Raw genomic sequence first — 20,651 nt, forward strand, 5'->3', positions numbered from 1 at the left:
CAGCTTCCTTCGCCCCCGGCGGGCCTGGCGCGTGGGCGCCGCAGGCGAGCCGACACGGCGGCATTTGTCCGAGACGAAGCGCCGCGCTATTGGCAACGTCCTCATCGACGCTCACCCGCCTCGGAAGCCGCTCAGGCTTTCGAAGTTCTTCCTATGCCTGAGAGTTCCCATTACCTGGTGCTGGAGGTCCTGCACACCGGGGCAGATACGATCCTCTACCGAGCCAGGCGCGCGAAGGACGGCCGGCCGGCCGTGCTCAAGGTCCTGCGGCGCGATCACGCGAGCCCGCGCGCCCTCGGGCGGCTGCGTCACGAGCACGAGGTCGCCAGGGCGCTCGACGCGCCGGTCATCGTCAAGACCCACGCGATCGAGGCGTTCGGCGACCAGGTCGCGCTGGTCCTGGAGGACTTCGGCGGCCGCTCGCTCGACCGGCTCCTCGATGGGCCGATGCCGCTCGATCGCTTCTTCCCCCTCGCCCTGCGCCTCGCTGCCGCGCTCGTCGAGCTGCACCGGCACCACGTCATCCACAAGGACATCAAGCCCCAGAACCTCCTCTGCAATCCCGACACTGGCGAGGTGAAGATCACCGATCTCGGGATCGCCTGCATTTCGCTCCGCGAGCTCCAACGCCCCTCCCATGGCGGGCTCATCGAGGGGACGCTCGCGTACATGGCGCCGGAACAGACCGGCCGAATGAACCGCTCCACCGATGAGCGGACCGACCTGTACTCCCTCGGCGTCACCTTCTACGAGATGCTGACCGGCACCTTGCCCTTCCAGGCGAGCGACCCCGTGGAATGGGTGTATTGCCACATCGCCCTGACCCCGCCCCCGCCGCACGCGATCGTCCCCTCGATTCCCCCTGCGGTGTCCGCGATCGTGCTCAAGCTGCTCTCCAAGGCCTCCGAGGAGCGGTATCAGAGCGCGCTCGGGCTGTGCCACGACCTCGAGCAGTGCTCCGCGCAGCTCGAGGCGACGGGCACTATCCAGGCTTTTCCGCTCGGCCAGCGCGACCTCTCCGACCGGTTCCAGGTCCCGCAGCGGCTCTACGGCCGCGAGCGCGAGATCGAGGCGCTGCTCGCCGCGTTCGAGCGCGTGGTGGCGCAGGGCCGGCCCGAGCTCGTGCTCGTCTCGGGCTACTCGGGCATCGGCAAGTCGTCGCTCGTGGCCGAGTTGCACAGACCGATCGTGCGCGAGCGGGGCTTCTTCCTCTCCGGCAAGTTCGAGCAGCTCAAGAGGGACGTCCCGTATCTCCCCTTCCTGCAGGCCTTCCGGGAGCTCTTGCAGGAGATCCTGTGCGTGGGCGAGGAGGAGCTCGAGCGCTGGAGGCAGCGCCTGCGGGAGGCGCTCGGCCAGAACGGCCGGCTGCTCGCCGACATGCTCCCCGAGATCGCGCTGCTCCTCGGCCCTCAGCCACCGGTGCCCGAGCTTCCGCCGGCCGAGGCGCAGGGCCGGCTGCACGCCACGCTCCAGCGCTTCGTCGCGATGTGCGCCCCAAAGGAGCACCCCGTGGCGCTCTTCCTCGACGATCTGCAGTGGGCCGACGCCGGCAGCCTCCAGCTGCTCGAGCAGCTCGCCACCTACGCCGACGCCGCGCACCTCTTGCTGATCGGCGCCTACCGCGACAACGAGGTCGGCCCCGCGCACCCGCTGTCGCTCACGCTGGCCGAGGCGCGCAAGCGCGGCGCCGTCGTCTCCGAGCTCGTCCTCGAGCCGCTGTCCGCCGCCGATGTCGGAGCGCTCGTCGCCGAGACGGTCCACGCCGCCGCCGCGCAGGTCGAGCCGCTCGCCCGGCTCGTCTACGAGAAGACCGGCGGCAACCCGTTCTTCGTGCTCCAGTTCCTCCTCGAGCTGCACCAGGAAGGGCTCATCGCCTTCGACGGGGAGCGGGGCGGGTGGCGGTGGGATGTCGCGGCGATCCGCGACAAGGGCTTCACCGACAACATCGTCGAGCTGATGGCGGGCAAGCTGCAGCGGCTCTCGGCACCGACGCGGGGCGCGCTCAAGCTCGCCGCGTGCCTCGGCAGCAGCGTGGACCTCGACGCCCTCGCGCTCGTCGCGAGCCGGCCGGCGGCAGAGCTCCGCGAGGCGCTCGCGGAGGCCGTGCGCGAGGGGCAGCTCCTCTGCCGTGGAGACGCCTATCGGTTCCTCCACGACCGGGTGCAGCAGGCCGCGTATTCGCTCATTCCGGCGGGACAGCTCGCCGAGATGCACCTCCGGATCGGCGGGCTGCTCTTGAAGGGGCGGAGCCCGGAAGAGCGCGAGGACTCGCTCTTCGACATCATCGGCCACCTCAACCGCGGCGCCGCGCTCATCCATTCTCAGGCCGAGCGCGACGAGCTCGCCGCGCTCAACCTCCGCGCCGGCAGGAAGGCCAAGGGCGCCGCGGGCTTTCAGTCCGCCGCCGCCCTCTTCGCCGCCGGCCTCGCCCTGCTCGCGCCGGACCGCTGGGAGACGCAGTACGATCTGGCCTACAACCTGAGCCTCGAGCGCGCGCACGCCGCGTACGCCACAGGCCGTTTCGAGGAAGCCGAGCGGCTGCTCGGCGAGCTCATGGATCGCGCGAGGACCAAGCTCGACAGAGCCGCGGTCGTCGAGCTCGAAGTCGCGCTGAACGTCACCCGCGGGCAATGCGCCCGCGCCGTGGAGATCGGGCTCTCGTGCCTCCGCGCCTGGAACATCGAGCTGTCGCTTCCCATCACCGACGCACAGGTCGAAGAGGAGACCGAGGCCGTCTGGGAGATCCTGGGCGACCGGCCCATCGAGGGCTTGCTCGATCTGCCCTCCATGGCGCACCCGGAGATCAAGATCGCGACGAGCGTCCTCCGGGGCGTGGCCATCGCTGCGTTCTTCGTGGACCAGAACCTGCACTATCTGCTCGTCGTGCACATGGTCAAGCTGAGCCTCCGCCACGGTAACGCCGAGGACTCCGCCCACGCGTACACCGCCTTCGCGAAGGTGCTCGGCCCGCGGTTCGGGAGATACAAGGAGGCTTACCTGTTCGGCAAGCTCGCCTACGACCTGGCGGACAGGAGCCCCTCCATCGCCGCCAAGAGCGCGGTGTTCAGCCTGTTCGGGGACCTGGTCGTCTACTGGACGCGCCACTACCGAGAGACCTTTTTCTATCGGCGCCTCGGCTTCAACGCCGCAGTGGAGTGCGGCGACTGGAACAGCGCCTGTTACAGTTGCCTGTTTGGCCCGGTGTTCCCGCTGCTGTGCGGGGAGCCCTTGGAGGACGTCCTCCACGAGGCCGAGGATCGCCTCGGCTTCGTGCGCAAGGCTGGTTATGAGCTCGTTCACGACGTCCTCCTCAGCGTTCCTCACATGGTCCAGATGCTGCGCGGCAGGCCGGCCCATTTCTCGATGCTGGATGGGTCCGAGCTGGGTCAGGAGGCCTTCGAGGCGCGGCTCCCTCCGGGAAACTTGCGCGGCTTTTACTACGGCCTGAAGGCCCAAGCGCTGTTCGTGCTCGGCTTCCCCGAGGAGGCGTGCGCGGCGACGGCGCGTGTGATCGTCGATGAAGACTGGAAGACCCTGACGCACGTGCTGATCGCCGAGAGCTTCCATTATCGCGCGCTCGCGCTCGCCGCCGCCTGCGGCGAGGCGTCGCCGCTCAAGGAGCTCCCCGGAGGGCTCCTCGACTGCGAGCGGCAGCTCGCCGCGTGGGCCAGGAACTGCCCCGACAACTTCCTCCACAAGCACGCGCTGGTCTGCGCCGAGATCGCCCGGCTCCGCGGGCAGGAGGGGGAGGCCATCCGGCGCTACGAGCGGGCCATCTCGTCGGCGCGGGAGAACGGCTTCGTCCAGCACGAGGCCATCGCCTGCGAGCTTGCCGCGGCGTTCTACCGCGGCCGCGGCCTTGCCACGCCCGCCGCTGCCTACCTGCAAGAGGCCCGCGCCGCCTATTTCCGCTGGGGCGCCCACGCCAAGGTGGAGCAGCTCGACCAGCGCTATCCCCACCTCATCGAGCGCAAGCCGATCGCCCCCACCGTCACCTTCGCCGTGCGGGCCGAGCAGTTCGACGTCCTGTCCATCGTCAAGGCCTCTCAGAGCATCTCCGGCGAGCTCAAGCTCCCGCGCCTGCTCGAGACGCTGCTGCGCATCGTGGTCGAGCACGCGGGCGCCGGAGAGGGGGTTGCGCTCCTGGTACGGGAGGATCGCCTATCGACGGCCGCGGCGATCGCGGCCTCCGGGGGCGAGGCGCGGGTGCTCGACACGGGCGAGGCGGCGGCGCTGCCGCATTCCATCCTCAACTACGTCCGCCGGACCCACGAGCGCGTGCTGCTCGACGACGCCGCCGGCAAACACCCCTTCTTCGAGGACGAGTATTTCACGCGGAAGCGGCCGAGATCGGTGCTGTGCCTGCCGATCGTGCGGCAGGCCCGGCTGCTCGGCCTGCTCTACCTGGAGAACGGGCTCGTCGCCGGGGCGTTCACCCAAGGGCGGCTCACCGTGCTCGAGCTGCTCGCCTCGCAATCGGCCATCTCGCTCGAGAACGCCATGCTCTACGCCGATATCGAGCAGGAAAACGCCGAGCGGCGCCGGGCGGAGCGGGACCTCCAGGCCAATCAGAAGACCCTCCGGGCCATCGTCGACAACTCCGCCGCGGCCATCTACCTCAAGGATCGCGCGGGACGACATCTCCTCGTCAACCGGAAGGTGAGCAGCCTCCTGGGCATGCCGATGCACGAAATCCTCGGGAAGACGAACGCTGATCTCTTGCCTGCGGCGGTCGCCGAGGTCATCGACGAGCACGACCGGAAGGTGCTCGAGACGGGCGCGCCGATGGAGTGGGAGGAGACGGTGGCGCTCGACGACGGGCCGCACACCTTCCTGGCGATCAAGTTCCCGCTCGGCGAGGGCGTCGCGCCGGGCGCGCTCTGCGGCATCGCCACCGACATCACCGAGCGCAAGCGGGCCGAGCAGGCGGAGCGCTTCCTGGCCGAGGCGAGCCGCAAGCTGATGGCCCTCGGCTACAGCGCCACCCTCGAGAGCGTGGCGCAGCTCGCCGTGCCCGAGCTGGCCGACCGGTGCATCATCGACGTGGCCCTCGCCCGCGGCGCCCCGGCATACGCCGTCTCCACAGGCGTGCCGGACGAGCTGGCGGACGCGGTGACCGACGCGCTGCGGCCCCTGGCAGCGGCGTCGTCCTACCGGCCCGAGGTGGGCGACGTCCGCGCTGCGCCCCTCCTCGATCGGCTCGGCGTCCACTCGTTCCTCCGGGTTCCGCTCCTCGCGCGCGACCGATGCTTCGGGATCATGACGTTGCTGGCGGCCGCGCCCCGGCGCCGTTACGGCCCTGCCGACCTGTGGCTCGCCGAGGAGCTGGGGAGCCGCGCCGCGCTCGCCCTCGACAACAGCCGTCTGTTCGCCGAGGCCCAGCAGGCGATCGAGCGCCGCGACGAGTTCCTCCTTGTCGCCTCCCACGAGCTCAACACCCCCCTCACCTCGCTGAAGATGCAGGCCCACCTCCTCGCTCGGCTGCTGCCTCGCTACCGGCGCGGAGAGATCGCCCCGGAGCGCGTCGACGCCGCGAACCAGGTCCTCGATCGCCAGATCGGGCGGCTCGGACACCTGGTCAACGACCTGCTCGACGTCACCCGCATGAGCGCCGGGCGCATGACGCTCGCGCGCGCGACGGTCGATCTCGCGGCGCTCGCGCGCGAGGTCGTCGAGCGGATGGGCCAGCAGCTCGACGACGCCCGCTGCCGCACCCAGCTCGAGCTGGGCGAGCCCGTGGTCGGGCAGTGGGATCCTTCTCGCATGGAACAGGTCCTCATCAACCTCCTGTCCAACGCGATGAAGTACGGCGCCGGGGGCCCCATTCACGTCGTCGTGCGCCGCGAGGACGACCGCGCGCTGCTCGTCGTCCGCGATCACGGCATGGGCATCGCCGAGGCCGATCAAGCCAGGATCTTCGAGCGCTTCGAGCGAGCCGTCTCCGTCCGCAACTTCGGCGGTCTCGGCCTCGGCCTCTACATCGCTCGATGGATCGTCGCCTCCCACGGCGGAACCACCCGCGTCGAGAGCGCGCCGGGCGCAGGCGCTGCGTTCATCGTCGAGCTCCCTTTGCGCCCGGCCGGACCGGAGACGGCGCCGGCCCCGCCGGCCAGGTGAGCGACGCGAACGGAGCGCCCGAGCCCCGCTGTGCAAGCTCACGCGACGGCGCTGACAGGCGCTTTGCTCCTCTGATAGGGTGGTCCTCCTAGGAGACCGCCATGCCTCGCTTGAACCAGATCATCGCCATCGAGAAGGGCGTCAAGGCCCGCTCCCACCAGCGCCTCACCGAGGCGCACCACGCGCTGCAGAAGCCGGCGTTGCTCTCCGGGATCTCGCGCACCTACCGGTCGAAGGACGAGGAGGGCGAGCAGCTCCCGCCCGAGGCGACGAGGGTGCAGGCGAAGGCCGAGGACATCATCCGGAGCACCGCCGACATCCTGGGCGAGCTCTTCGACGTCACGGCCACCAAGGACTATGCGAACTGCAAGGCCCGCGCGGACGTGGTCGTCGACGGCAAGGTGCTTCTCACGGGGGCGCCCGTGACTTACCTGCTCTTCCTGGAGAAGCAGCTCGTCGACATGAACACCTTCATCAAGAAGCTGCCGGTGCTCGACGCGTCGGAGAGCTGGACGTTCGATCCCTCCGCGGACTCCTGGGCGACGGAGCCGGTGCAGACGGCGCGGACCAAGAAGATCCCCCGCAACCACGTCAAGGCCGAGGCGACGGACAAACACCCGGCGCAGGTGGAGGTCTATCACGAGGACGTGGTCGTCGGTTACTGGAAGACGGTCAAGTTCTCGGGCGCGCTGCCAGCGCGGCGCATCAACGAGCTGCTCGATCGCGTGGAGAAGCTGCAAAAGGCGGTCAAGTTCGCCCGCGAGGAGGCGAACAACCAGACGGTCGAGGAGCAGAAGGTCGGCGCCGCCGTCCTCGGGTTCCTCTTCGGTACCTGACGCGCACCTGACGCGCGCCCCCTGCCCCGGCCGCGCTTGCGCCGCGGCCGCCGGAGCGATATCGTGGCCGCGGAGTGCAAGTTGAAGCTCAAGCTCAGCTTGATGGGCTCGGCGCCCAAGCGCAGGTTCGAATCCTGCCCCCGCCACCTCATTTTCTCTCGCGGCGGGGTAGCCCAGCTCGGAAGAGGCAGCGCCGGCCCGTTCAATGGTCTCAAGCTCTCACTCCAGGCTCGAGCATTCGCCGCCGATCACCCAATCGAACGGGAGAAGGCTTGAATCGTCGGATGCTGGTTCAATTCCAGCCTGGCCAGCCCGCGCCGCGGTGAGGCGTCGCCTCTCCTCGCGCGGCGCCGGGGCGCTCCCGCCCCGGCGCGCGGTCCATGATGGCCGGTAGTTCAATGGCAGAACACGGCGGTGTAAGGACTGACCTTCGACCTTAAACGTGTGGGTGTGCGCAGATGGCGGCAAACCGAGGCCCGGGACTAGGCTACAGTCCCGGGTCTCACCTATTTCAGGGGTCTTCGGGTCGCGGGAGAGCGCCGGCGGCTCAGGCCCTCAGGAGGAGCTCGAACCCTTCGGCCACGAGCCCCTTGAACACGGTCGGCCCCGTCCGGCGGAACCCTAGCTTCTCCAGCACCCTGACCGACGCGACATTCTCGAGCATCGCGTGCGCGACGAGGCGTGAGAGCCGGAGCTCCTCGGCTGCGTACCGGATGCACGCGGCGGCCGCCTCCGTGGCGTAGCCTTTGCCCCAGTGCTTGCGAAAGAAGCGGTACCCGAGGTCCGCGACCTCGAGGTCGTCGTGCCACCTGAGGCCGCACCAGCCTAGCTTTTCCGCCGTCTTCCGGTCCGAGACGATGAACCGGCCCATGCGGAAGTCCTCGAACTGGCGCGCGAGCCGCGCGACGACCGCGCGCGCATCGTCCTCGCACGCGAACGCGGTATCGCCGGTGTAGCGGACCACTTCGGGATCCGAGTTCAGCTCCATCATGAACGGGACGTCCGACCGCCGGTGGGGGCGGAGGCGCAGGCGCTCCGTCAAGAGGAGGGCGTCATCGTCGGTGTCGAGGCCGGGCACCGGGCGATCTTACCCGGTCCGCCGCGACGGCGCAGCGCTCACCCATCACGGGGCGCCGGCGCGCATGGATCTGGCGCGCACCGGCAGGCGAGCCAAGGTGCGTACGCCACACGCGGGTGATGCGGCGCGTATCGGCGCGTCACGGTGGCCGCCGGCCATCGATGGTAGAGCCTGTCCGGTCGCTGGAGAGGATCGCGCTCGAGAGCGTATCGGGCGCTCCTGATGCCATGTCGGACGCTCCTGATGCCATGTCGGACGCTCCTGATGCCATGTCGGACGCTCTTGATGCCATGTCGGGCGCTTTTGAATCGGCACCGGATGTTCCAGCGAGGCCGTGCTGCCGCGGCTTGACGAGCGCACCGCGTGCTCGCCGCGCCGGCCCATCGGAGGCGCGCCGAGCGCCGCCTCGCAGAGCGCCGTGTTCGCCATTTCCTGTCCCGTGCGCGGCCGTCTCCTGATTCTCGCGTTGGTGCTCCCTTCGCGCCATTGCGCGCTCCCATGCGCGAGCTGCTGTCTTTCCACGCGTTCGCCCTGCTCTGCTCTCGATACCTGCAAATACCCCGGCTTCGCATGGAGACGCGGGGTTCCCCCGGCGCGAGTGAGAATGAACGCCGACTGCTCGACGGGCGTCGCGGCTGTCAACCCCTCCTCAGGGGCTTGGTGAACCGCCCCCATTAACTTAGGATCGCTCCAGACACAGCGGGTTGGCGACTGGAGCCTTCGAGCGCTGGCTGCACCTGGTCACGCCCACGTCGTGGCGTGGCCTGTCGTGCCGCATCGACGAATCGCCCTGACTTTTCGTGCCGGCAATTGGTGGGACTCTCATCGAGAGGTCGGTGCGGGGCACGGGCGGAGATCCGTCCCGGAGTCGGCCTTCGCCCGAATCACTCGCCTGCTGGGCTCCACCTCATCTGAACGCGGCTGTCTGCGGGATCGAGCGCATTGAAGCTCGGAATCGATAGAAAGGCGGAGTCACATGCGAAAATATCGAGCGAGTGCGGTTTCTGCTGGGATCCTCGCCGGGTTTGCCGGGGTGATGGCCAGCGCAGGCGCGAGCTGGGCCGGCGATTCGCGAGACGTCAAGGCGGAGGCCGGGGCGTCCGACGAGGTCGGGCACCACATGCCCGGCAGGGGCAAGGGGTTCGTGGGACAGCAGTATCAGCAGTATCAGAAGGGGGAGCGCGGTCCCCAGGGGCCCATGGGGCAGCGGGGGCCCGCTGGGCCGCAGGGCGAGCGCGGTCCTCAGGGGCCCAAGGGTGAGCGCGGCGAGCCAGGCCCGCAGGGGCCGGCGGGCACCGCAGGCACCGCGGGGCTCATCGGTCCCCAGGGCCTCCAGGGCCTCAAGGGCGTCGACGGCGCGCGCGGTCCGCAGGGGCCCAAGGGTGAGCGCGGCGAGCCCGGCCCGCAGGGGCCGGCAGGCACCGCGGGGCTCATCGGTCCCCAGGGCCTCCAGGGCTTCAAGGGCGTCGACGGCGCGCGCGGTCCGCAGGGGCCCAAGGGTGAGCGCGGCGAGCCCGGCCCGCAGGGGCCGGCAGGCGCCGCGGGGCTCATCGGTCCCCAGGGCCTCCAGGGCTTCAAGGGCGTCGATGGCGCGCGTGGTCCGCAGGGACCCGCGGGGCCCATGGGACCCAAGGGCGAGATGGGTCCTCAGGGGCCGGTCGGGCACACTGGCCTCCAGGGCCTCAAGGGCGCTGACGGCGCGCGTGGTCCGCAGGGGCCGGCCGGGCTCATCGGCCCCCAGGGCCTCAAGGGCGTCGATGGCGCGCGCGGTCCGCAGGGACCCGCGGGCTCCATGGGTCCCAAGGGCGAGATGGGTCCTCAGGGGCCGGCGGGGCTCATCGGTCCTCAGGGCCTCAAGGGCGCTGACGGCGCGCGTGGTCCGCAGGGGCAGGTAGGGCCCAAGGGCGAGATGGGTCCGCAGGGGCCGGCGGGGCCCAAGGGCGAGATGGGTCCTCAGGGCCTCAAGGGCGCTGACGGCGCGCGCGGTCCGCAGGGGCCGGCGGGGCCCAAGGGCGAGATGGGTCCTCAGGGCCTCAAGGGCGCTGACGGCGCGCGCGGTCCGCAGGGGCCGGCGGGGCCCAAGGGCGAGATGGGTCCTCAGGGCCTCAAGGGCGCTGACGGCGCGCGCGGTCCGCAGGGGCCGGCGGGGCCCAAGGGCGAGCGTGGCGAGCGCGGCCTCCAGGGCCCCGCAGGGCTCGTCGGTCCTCAGGGCCTCCAGGGCCTCAAGGGCGTCGACGGCGCTCCGGGCCTCAAGGGCGCTGACGGCGCGCGTGGTCCTCAGGGTCCCGCTGGACCCAAGGGCGAGATCGGTCTCCAGGGACCGGTCGGACCCAAGGGCGAGGTCGGTCCCCAGGGGCCCATGGGACTCAAGGGCGAGCGCGGCGAGCGCGGCCTCCAGGGCCCCGCGGGGATCGTCGGTCCTCAGGGCCTCCAGGGCCTCAAGGGCGCTGACGGCGCTCCGGGCCTCAAGGGCGCTGACGGCGCGCGCGGTCCGCAGGGTCCCGCTGGACCCAAGGGCGAGCGCGGCGAGCGCGGCCTCCAGGGCCCCGCGGGGATCGTCGGTCCTCAGGGCCTCCAGGGCCTCAAGGGCGCCGACGGCGCGCGCGGCCTCAAGGGCGCTGACGGCGCTCCGGGCCTCAAGGGCGCTGACGGCGCGCGCGGTCCGCAGGGTCCCGCTGGACCCAAGGGCGAGGCGGGTCCCCAGGGGCCGGCCGGACCCAAGGGCGAGCGCGGCGAGCGCGGCCTCCAGGGCCCCGCGGGGATCGTCGGTCCTCAGGGCCTCCAGGGCCTCAAGGGCGCCGACGGCTCTCACGGCCTCAAGGGCGCTGACGGCGCGCGCGGTCCGCAGGGTCCCGCTGGACCCAAGGGCGAGGCGGGTCCCCAGGGACCGGCCGGACCCAAGGGCGAGCGTGGCGAGCGCGGCCCCGCGGGCCCCGCGGGGATCGTCGGTCTCCAGGGTCTCCAGGGCATCAAGGGCATCGACGGCGCGCGCGGTCCTCAGGGCCTCGCTGGACCCAAGGGCGAGCGTGGCCCCCAGGGGCCGACCGGAGCGCCTGGACTCGTGAAGATCCGCGTGGTCTCCGTGACGCGCGAGGCGTCGCCCACGAGCGCGTTCGTCAACGTCAAGGCGATCTGCGACGCGGGTGAAGTCGTGATCAGCGGCGGATTCTCGATCTCCGGCGGCGCCCAGGCGACGAGCAGGGTGGTCGAGAACTCGCCGTTCGACCCCACCGAAGGCCGCGCGGGCTGGACATCGACCGCCGTGTTCGAGAGCGGCTTCGGCAAGAAGGCGCAGACGGTGTCGCTGACCACCTTCGCCGTGTGCGCCGAGCTGTCCGAGCGCTGATCCCGAGAGACCGGCGGGCCATGCTCGCGTGAGCACGAGCCCATCTCTCGAGCAGCTGTCCCCCGCCCGTCCACCGTGACCGCGAGGGCCGGGGACAGCTGGCTCCGCACCTCACCGGTGCTCCCCACACGCCGCACGCCGCACCGCGGCGCACCGTGCCATCGCCGCACAGCCCCCCCACCTGCCGCACCGCTTGCACAGACACCGCGGTCCGCCCGTGCTCCCCAGGAGCACGACCCGCGACGCCGCCGGGCCCAGTCGCAGCCCTCCCCTGAATCCCTTACACCGCCGGATCAGCGGCCCGCGTTCACCAGAGCCACCATTGCACACACATTCACCCACAGAAAACCACACCCCTCAGCATCGCGGCATCGGGGGTGCAGATGTCCCGCCGGCACCCGTGAGGTAGCTTGCACGCTTTTCGCATGAATTCCTGGCCGGTGGCCTGCGTGAACATCGGACGCTTCCACATTCCGAAAAAAATGCGCGATTTCCGGCATTTCTGCCGGAACGTCGGCGTGGCATCGCTGCTGTCCTGGATCAGGGAGAGCCGCCCTGGCACGCACGTGAAGCCGCCGCGACGCTCTTTGTCACAGCTGTTGCCATCTGCCACAGGCGCGATCGCACGTAGTCACCGGACGGGCCGATGAAGACATCCCCTCACGTCAATCCAGCGGTACCCGGCATATCGAGGAGACACACAGAGAAATCTCCTCGCCTCGTAGATGCTGTGGTAATTTGCCCCCCTCGGGACGCGGACACGAAGGAGGGGTTTCTCTCAGATCGGACCACATGCGCCCGAAGCGCACCCCAGAGGGGAACCATGAGCATAGATTACGATATGAAGACCACCGAGCATGCGACGATGAACGGAGCACGCCACGACCGTCTCGTGATCGCACACGTACTGAACTCCTTCCAGGTGGGCGGCGCCGAACAGGTCGTGGTGGATCTGGCCGGGCTGCAGCGCGCCGCGGGACATGAGGTGATGGTCGTGGGCATCGAGACGAACCCCGACGGGCCGCGCGCGGCGCAGCTCCGGGAGCGCGACGTCGCGGTGCACATGCTGCCGAAGCGCTCCGGCTTCGACCTCAAGCTCCCCGGGAAGCTCGCGGCGTTCTTCGCCAAGCACGGTGTCTCGATCGTGCACTCGCACAATCAGCTGCCGCTCATCTACGCCACGGCCGCGGGCCGGCTGCACCGTGTGCCTGTGTGCCACACGCTGCACGGCGCCATGTTCGATCAGGGGCGCAGGGCGTGGCTGCGGCACATGGCCGCCAGGCTCGCCGACGCGCACGTGGCCGTGTCGCAGTCCACGGCCGACTTCATGCTGAAGCACAAAGAGGTACCGAGCTCGAAGCTACATGTGATCTTGAATGGAATCGACCTCTCCCGTTTCAGGCCGGACGCCGCGGCCCGGCGCCGCATCCGGGCCGAGCTCGGGATCCCCGAGGACGCGTGGGTCGCCGGGGCGGTCGGCCGCCTGTCGCAGGTCAAGAACCACGCGCTCCTGCTCCGCGCGGCCGCGGCCGCGGGGATCCTGTCGGGCGACTCGGACAGCGCGCGCCTCCTCCTGGTCGGAGACGGGCCCGAAGCCGCCTCGCTGCGCGCGCTCGCCGAAGAGCTCGGCATCAGCGACCGCGTCGTCTTCGCAGGCGAACGGCACGACGTGCCGGGGCTGCTCGCCGCGAGCGACGTCTTCGTCCTGTCGTCGAAGTCCGAGGGGCTGCCCCTCTCCATGGTGGAGGCCATGGCCACGGGGTTGCCGGTGGTCTCGACCGCCGTGGGTGGCATCCCTGCCCTGATCGCCGACGGGGAGACGGGCTTCCTCGTGCCGTCGGACGACGAGGGCGCGCTCGCCGCCAAGCTCGCCGCGCTCAAGGGGGATCCCATGCAGTCCGCGGCGATGGGCAAGCGCGGAAGGAAGCTCGCGCTGCGGCGTTACTCGGCCGAACGCATGATGGCGAGCTACATGGATATCTACGAGACCCTCCTCGCCCGGCGCGAGTCGGAGCGGCGAGGCGTGCTGCGGCCGAGCGAGCTGCTCGCAGGCCTGAACGCATAACCCAGCGAGCTGCTCGCAGGCTCGCCCCCATCACCCGGCGAGCTGCTCGCAGGCTCGCCCCACGATCCACACACCCAGGGCGAAACGCAAACGGCGCGGCAAGCGCGTGGCCCGCCGCCGGGGCAGGCCGTCGCTGCCTCCGGCTCGCTTCACGGCACGCGAGGGATCGTCGAGCGCGCGCGCGCGTTCGTCGCGAGCGACGGCGGCGACGAGAGCGCCGCCGCCCGGGAAAGCCGCGCCTGGGGACGAGCCGAAGGCGGCCGTTCGTCCAGCGCGCCGAGGTCGCGCTGGTTCGTCGCCGGCGCGAGCGTGCTCCGGGGCGGCGGCACCAGCGTGCTCCGGGGCGGCGGCACCAGCGTGCTCCGGGGCGGCGGCACCAGCGTGCTCCGGGGCGGCGGCACCAGCGTGCTCCGGGGTGGCGCGAGCGCGAGCGCGGCATGCGCCTCGCGCACAGCGGCCAGCATCGACCGTGCATCCGGCCAGCGATCCGCCTGCGCGAACTCGAGCGCGCGGTCCACCACCCGCACCACGGCCGGAAGCATCGACGGCGCGATCCGCGCGAGCGACGGAATCGGGCAGGTCATCCTCAGGAAGAAGAGCTCGTTGACGGTCGGCGCCTCCTGGACGTATCGGTCCGTCAGCAGCGAGAACATCGTCGCGCCCAGCGCCCAGAGGTCCGTCCGCGCATCGACGAGATCCCAGCGCGCGCGGGCCTGCTCGGGCGGCATGTACGCCGGCGTGCCCATCGCGCGGAGCCCCACGAGGGAGGTTTGCCCCGAGGGGGCCCGCAGGCGCGCGATGCCGAAATCGAGGATCTTCACCCCGCGCTCTCGCGTGAGGAAGAGGTTGTCAGGCTTCAGATCCCGGTGAACGACGCCCCTCGCGTGCGCGGCCGCGAGCACCTCCAGGATCTGCTCGCTCACGGAGAGGACCTCGGCCGGCGGGAGCGGGCCCCTCTGCGCCTTCCAGCGCTGGAGGAGGCTCTCTCCCTCGAGGAGCTCCATCACGAGGAACGGCGATCCATCCTCGGTCACGTCGTCCGCGATCACCGCGGCGACCCCCGGGTGATCGACGGTCTGCGCGATGGCCTTCTCGCGGAGAAACCGCGCGCGATCGCCCCGATCCCTCGCCCGCTCGGGGTGCAGCAGCTTGATCGCGACCCGCTGGCCCCTCCGGTGCGTCGCGGCATACACGGCCGCCATCCCGCCGAGGCCGATCAGCGCGTCCAGCCGCCACGCGCCGTTGAGCGACGTTCCCACCCGCGCCTGCGCTCTCTGGACGTGCGTGACATTCTCGAACTCCATCGCTGGTCCTCTCCGCACCTCGAGCCAACGGCTCTCCCGGCGCTCGCGGCGCAGGAGAGCCACTCTGTTCTGCGTTTCCCGTGTCCCGGCGGCGGCGCTACGATCGAATCCGCGCTCCACGACGGCAGGCCCGGGTTGCAGCTCATCGGCACCGCGACCCGCCCGGCCGTCCTGCGTCACCGACACAGGAGCCGCATGGGGTGGGCGATATCCAGCAGCACGTCATTTCATGGAAAAGTTCAGCAAAACCTGAGCCACGCCGGCGCACCTGGAGCGCCGCGGTGAACGCGCGACCGCGTGGGGCGAATCGCCCCATGCGGCAAGATGCCCCGACCATTGTGGCGTCGCCAGACCTCGGCCCCGTCATCGCGAGGCTGCCCTCGGGTGTGCTCGGATGTGCTCGGAATCGTGGGGCCGCCATCGGACAGAATCGGATGTGCTCGGACGTAGCCTGTCACCCGCGCGGCGTCGGCCGCGCTCGATGAGCCTGGTGCTCTCGTGATCTCTCGTGGGACGAGGGTCGCTCTCACCCCGGGGCGTGGGGAAGAGCGCCACGCTCACGCCCTCGCCGGGCTCATCCCTTCGCGTGGCTCCTGTCCTCCGCGCCGGGCTCGCTCGCGAGGGCGCGGGCTCAGTGGAGGCCCTTCATCGTCGGGTCACCCAGCTTGAACGCCGCCAGCGCTTGCCGGATGAAGGCGGGCACCGAGAGGTAGCTCTCGAGCGCGCCGCAAGCGCGGTTCGAGGAGCACGTGCATTTGTAGAAATCGCTGAAATCGTCGTCGTCCGCGTCGGCGTCCGCCTTGCAGCCGTCCACGCCTTCCCGCAGGACCTCGCCGTCGTCCGCGATGGCGGCGATCGTCGGATCCCACCGCACGATCGGCTGCCCGGTCTCCGGGTTCGGCTTCACCTTGTGCCAGTCCGCCTTGCCGTCGCCGTCGAGGTCGGGCCCCGGCTCGGTGACATACGCCTTCGCCAGGAGCTCATTGCCGTACTCCAGGACGCGCGCGCCGATGCCCTTCTGCACGACCTTGCCAAAGACGGTCTCGGTCCCGTAGGCCTTCGCCACGAACACCTTCCCGGACGGGTGGTGGAGCTCGATCCGGTCCGGGAAGCCGGGATCGGTGTCCGCCCCGGCCTCCCAGACGTGCATCATGTCCAGCCACTTCTGCTTCTCGTTCTCGGGCAGGTAGAGCAGGGTCCATGCGATGAGGAACTTCTGCTGCTCCCAGCCGATCTGCGGGTCGAGGATGGCGACCTTGGCCGGGGCCCGCGGGTTCCACGGCGCGCTGTCGGGCGCGCCATAGGAGCTGCAGACGATGCTCCCGGCCGCGGGGAAGCAGCTCTCCGGCCCGCTCTCGGCCCACCACGAGGTCCAGCCGAGCGCGCCGGCCGGATACCCGCTCGCGTCCCGGACCGGCCGGCCGCGCTGGTCCGCCTCGACGCGCACACCCTTGAGGGCGTCGTCGCCCGTGAGGTTGTTGGCGAGCCAGCGGCGGTACCCTTCCGGGAAGACGTCGGCGAGCGAGACCGCCCGGTAGCGCGCGTCGAGGAAGTCGTGCCGCGAGTCGCTGATGAAGTTGTCGACCGACTCGGTCATCAGCATCGACACCCACGCCTTGTCGTAATAGGCCCCGGCGTTCATCGTGTACGACGAGTCGTACTCGCCCTTGTCCGCCGCGAGCGCGTTCTCGAGCGGCTTGCCCCCGACGGCGATGTCACCGAAATAGCCCGTCGCGCCGTTCGGCACGACCACCAGCGGTTCCCCTGGATCGCCGAAGACATCGCTCGATGACCGGAGGACGGCGTCCCCGTCCGGCAGGAAGTGCTCACCCGGCTGCGGGCGCGCCATCTGGAGCGCGAAGTGATCGAACGCGATCCCGGCCGCGAGCGTGTTCTCCTTGAAGAGGCTGTTCGCGGCCTGGACCCAGAACGTGTCGAAATCGTAGCCGCGGTCCAGCGCGAACTCGCGGTAGATGTTCATGATGAGCCCGAGGCCCTTCGCGCCGTCGCGCATCTTCGCGTTGTACCGGTTCAGGGTCCGCTCCGACGCCGCGCGCACGCTGAAGGCCTGCCGGCCGCGGCGGTAGTTGTCGAAGATGTGGTTCACCTCCTGCTGCGTGACGAAGAAATTGAAGAGCTCGTAGGCGTCCGCGCCGTTGTCGTGCCGGTACACGCTCAGGTTGCCGAGGTCGGCCCACCGGTCGGTCGCGAAGCCGTAGGGCAGGCGGGTCCGCCCCGCCGGGTCCACCGAGGGCCCCTTCACGTCCTTCGGCGTCTCCAGCGCGCGCCAGGTGACATAATCGACCTTCTGCTGCCGGCACCGCGTGGTCTTGCCGCCGATCGACACGAGGTGGCCGTCGAGCAACGGGTGCCAGACGCCGTCCAGCTCCTCGTCCCAGTCCGAGGGCACGTACGCGCTCGGGTCGACCTCGACGCAGCTGCGCGGCGTGATCAGGTCGTACTTGCTCTGCAGCTCGGAGTAATGGATGTCCTCGTCGTCGTACTCGGGCTGGATGCCGAGGACGCCGCCGAAATCGTCGATCTTCGCGAGCACGCCCTTGCCGCGCGGGGTGGTCGCCTTGTAGCTCGGGTCGGCGTGCACGGCGACGGCATCGCCGTAGAACAAGCGGGCCGCGGCGAAATCATAGGCGCCGAGCCCGATGAGGTCCTGCGTGGGCTCGCCGGCATAATCCATCGTCGACGACTGCATGAACATCCAGATCAGGTTCTTCCGCTCGTTCTCGGTGACGGGGTCGTAATACCTCGGCCCGACGCAGGCCTCGCCGTCCTCCGAGAGCGTCTCGCACGGCGTCTTCACCCGTCCATTGCTCGTGCGGAGCTGCCAGTACTGCGGCCGGTAGCCCCAGGCGTCGGAGGAGCTCACGAAATTGTGCCGCAGCCCGACGGAGTGGCCCATCTCGTGGAGGATCACCGAGGTGTGCGCCCGCTGCGCGAGGTAGCGCCGCATGGCCTCGGCGCGCCGCGCCTTCTGCGCGGCGTCCCCCTCGCCGAAGCGCCCGTGCTTGCTCGCGAATTTCTCCTCGAGGAGGTCCGCCAGGTCAGCGGTCGCGAGCGGCGCCGGCGCCTCGTGCATCACGCACGCGCCGCGCTCGGCCAGCGCGATCTCCTTCAGGTTCCCGAGCTCGCGCCGCACGCTCGGGTTCGCCCCTCGGAGCGGCGAGGCAAAGCGCATCACCTCGTCCGTGAGCGGCAGCCCCTCGACGCCGGTGAGCGCCTGGATCGCCTTCGTCGTGAGCTCGGCCTCGAGCTCGGAGCCCGCCGCGGCCCTGCGGCGCGCCGCGTAGACCCCGCGCATGCTGTCGGGCGCCGTGGCGTCGGCCGCGATGCCGCGCACCTCCTTCGAGAGCCGCCGGAGGCTCTCGCGCAGCGCCGGGTTCTGCGCCATCTGGCCGGTGCCCTCGGTGACGGCCGCCTCGTCCACCCCGGCGGACCGGGCGATCCGCCGCGCCAGCTCCTCCCGCGTCAGCCGCGGCAGCGCGCCGCCCCTCGACGCGCCCTCGCTCGCCTGCGCCCAGTCCCGGACGTAATCGCCGTCGGTCACGTCTTCGGTCTTGATCTCTCCCTTGATGTAGCGGGCCGTGTCCACGACGCCCTGGCTCCAGATGTCGCTGACGTGCGTCCAGACATTGATGCTCGCCGCGACCTTCTCGCCGGTGAGCGGGTCTTCCGAGTCGCTGTAGATGCCCCAGGCGGAGGGCGATTGCGGCGCCTCGAAGTTGTTGATCTGGTGATAGCGCAGGTCGCCGATCCGCGCGTTCAGCGCCTCGCGGCACGCCCCCATCAGCGCGGGGTCCCGCCCTGCTTCCTTGCGGCGCTCGTCGCTGCACATCCTGGCGGTCACGCCCGCCGGGAGCCGCGGACCGCCGCACGCCTCGGGGTCGGCCGCCTCGACGGGGCTGTGACAGAGCACGATCATCTCGGGCATCTTCGCGAGCGCGATGACGCCCCTCGAGTACCCGCGCCGCGCGCCGATCTCGTCGGCGAGGGCCTCGCAGCGCTGCCCCTCGCGCGCCGCGCCGCGCCGGCACGCGTCGACCTCGCGCGAGAGCGCGATGGCGTCGGCGTCATCGTCCATCTGCCCGTCGTAGACCGGGAACGCCTCGCCGCAGCGCGCCGCGTCCCCTTGCGTCCGGACGCACTCGGCGTACTTGGCGGTGACGACGGCGCTGCGAAGGGCGACGTCCCACTCGTGGGCCGCCATGTCCGTGGCGACGAAATAGTCGGGGTTGCTGTCCGAGGTCACGTACCACGCCTGCGGCACGGCCTCGCGCCGCTGGTAGGGCAGGGTGCACCGTTGCTTGAAGGTGTCGCACCGCGAGCCGGGCCCCACCGCCTCCATCCCTCCGTCCCGGGCCATCGAGGCCCCGGTGACGACCTCGCACTCGTCCTCGGTCCCGTTCCGGTCCTGGTCGCGGTGCGGATCTGCGCCGGCGGGGGTGGTCTCGGGGGTGAAGCACGGGATCTCGCCCGTCATGCTCTCCGGATCGTCGTAGTAGTGGCTGCGTTCCCAGATGTTGTAACGGGAGATCATGCGGTGCCACTTGGCGTCGCTCATGCCGTAGTTGCGGGCGTAGCCGAAGCGCTCTCGCACGAAGGCGCCGAACGCCCGGAACCGGTACCCGTCCCACTCGGCCGGCTCGTAGTCCCGATCGACGACGCGCCGAAACGACTGCCGGAGGGTGATCTCGACGGGGTTGCACGATCCGACCGGCGCGGTGCCGCCCGCGAAGTCCGTGTCGAGCATGCAGGCCGGGAAGCTGTCGATGCCCCACCCGAGGTGGCTGAGATCGACGAGCTGGGGCACCGCGAAGGCCTTGTTGGTGACGTCGAAATACCCCTCCTCGGGGTCGAAATGGGGCGCGTCGGGGTGGCTCGGGTCGCTGACGTAGTAGGAGAGCGGCTCGTACTGCACGCCGCCGTAGACGCCGATGAGCGACAGCGTGTCGAAGTCGTAGGAGTCGACGTTCAGGTTCTTCGACCAGTCGACCCGCATGTACTCGCGCTCATACCATGGACGGTCGGTCGTATTTTCGACGACGACGTTGCTCTCTTCCCCCGTCGCTCGGTTGTAATCGCGCTGGACGTCGAAGTGCGAGAGGATCTTGTAGGCGACGACCACGACGCCATCGTCCGTGGCGGCGCCGGCGCCCTTGCCGTCGCTGTCGTTCACGCGCTCGTAGGTGAGGCGCCCGAGCAGGAGGTCTTCCTGGATGATCCACTTGATGCGCGCGACATCGGCCTGAGCGTACGAGGAGGAGAAGAGCCCGTCCTGCGAGGCGCCGTAGCCCACGTCGACCACCGTGGTCCGCGCCCAGAACTCGGGATCGTCCTCCCTGCTCTGCAGATCGGCGCCGACGAAGAACGATTTCGCCAGCGCGTTCGCCTGAACCTGGCTGATGGCCGGCCGCTCCTCGGCGCAGCCCGCGATCAAGCTCACCGCTGCCGCGAGCAATGCCTGTCTCACAATCCACCTCATCGCAGAGTCCTCCTCTGGCAGCTCGGTCCCGAGCGCGCATGCCCCCATGAGAACCTCGGCCCGAGTCGCCGCGACGACCGCCCCGGTCGCGCGAGGGGCGTGCCTGCTCGCCCTCGCCGGCACCGCGGCATACCACGTACCACGCGCGCCACACCCTCGCCATTCCTGGCCAATCCACGTCCATTCAATGCCTTTTCAGCCTCGCGCCCCGCTCACCGCGCGGCCGCGCTGCGCCGCCGGGCGTTAGGCGATTGACGGCCGCCGCTGCCTCTTCGCCGAGCCTCTCCGGGCGGGGACGGATTCGGTCACGTTCAGGGCACGAAGCCCGTCCCCTTCACCCCACCATCGATCACCAAAGTGAACGTGAGCGTTTACGTTCACGTAAACGTAAACGTTCGGAGGTAGGAG

7 protein-coding genes are annotated in these 20,651 nt (G+C 70.3%); 4 read left to right on the forward strand and 3 right to left on the reverse strand.

Features of this window, described 5'->3' with window-relative positions:
• Positions 1–153: 153 nt before the first annotated feature.
• Positions 154–6,117, forward strand: a complete 5,964-nt coding sequence (locus WMF12_RS28880; RefSeq protein ID WP_437850572.1) for an AAA family ATPase — start codon at positions 154–156, stop codon at positions 6,115–6,117.
• A gap of 101 nt (positions 6,118–6,218) precedes the next feature.
• Positions 6,219–6,953 carry a DUF7873 family protein gene (locus WMF12_RS28885; protein WP_437850573.1) on the forward strand — a complete coding sequence of 245 codons (735 nt, stop codon included), beginning with the start codon at positions 6,219–6,221 and terminating at the stop codon, positions 6,951–6,953.
• Between the two features lie 547 nt (positions 6,954–7,500).
• Here WMF12_RS28885 and WMF12_RS28890 read toward each other — a convergent pair.
• Complete coding sequence (locus WMF12_RS28890) at positions 7,501–8,031, reverse strand: GNAT family N-acetyltransferase (RefSeq protein WP_437739912.1); 531 nt, start codon at positions 8,029–8,031, stop codon at positions 7,501–7,503.
• Positions 8,032–9,067: 1,036 nt separating this feature from the next.
• Here WMF12_RS28890 and WMF12_RS28895 point away from each other — a divergent pair.
• Positions 9,068–11,377, forward strand: a complete 2,310-nt coding sequence (locus tag WMF12_RS28895; protein ID WP_437850575.1) for a collagen-like triple helix repeat-containing protein — start codon at positions 9,068–9,070, stop codon at positions 11,375–11,377.
• An 823-nt stretch (positions 11,378–12,200) separates the two neighbouring features.
• Positions 12,201–13,442: a glycosyltransferase gene (locus tag WMF12_RS28900; RefSeq protein WP_437850577.1), complete on the forward strand. Its 1,242-nt coding sequence runs from the start codon at positions 12,201–12,203 to the stop codon at positions 13,440–13,442.
• Between the two features lie 149 nt (positions 13,443–13,591).
• Here the strand turns inward: WMF12_RS28900 and WMF12_RS28905 are convergent, their stop codons facing one another.
• Positions 13,592–14,746: a protein kinase domain-containing protein gene (locus tag WMF12_RS28905; RefSeq protein WP_437850579.1), complete on the reverse strand. Its 1,155-nt coding sequence runs from the start codon at positions 14,744–14,746 to the stop codon at positions 13,592–13,594.
• Between the two features lie 631 nt (positions 14,747–15,377).
• Positions 15,378–20,243 carry a hypothetical protein gene (locus WMF12_RS28910; protein ID WP_437850581.1) on the reverse strand — a complete coding sequence of 1,622 codons (4,866 nt, stop codon included), beginning with the start codon at positions 20,241–20,243 and terminating at the stop codon, positions 15,378–15,380.
• Positions 20,244–20,651: the final 408 nt, after the last annotated feature.

The sequence above is a fragment of the Sorangium sp. So ce363 genome (assembly GCF_051520435.1).
Classification (GTDB): Bacteria; Myxococcota_A; Polyangia; order Polyangiales; family Polyangiaceae; genus Sorangium; species Sorangium cellulosum_B.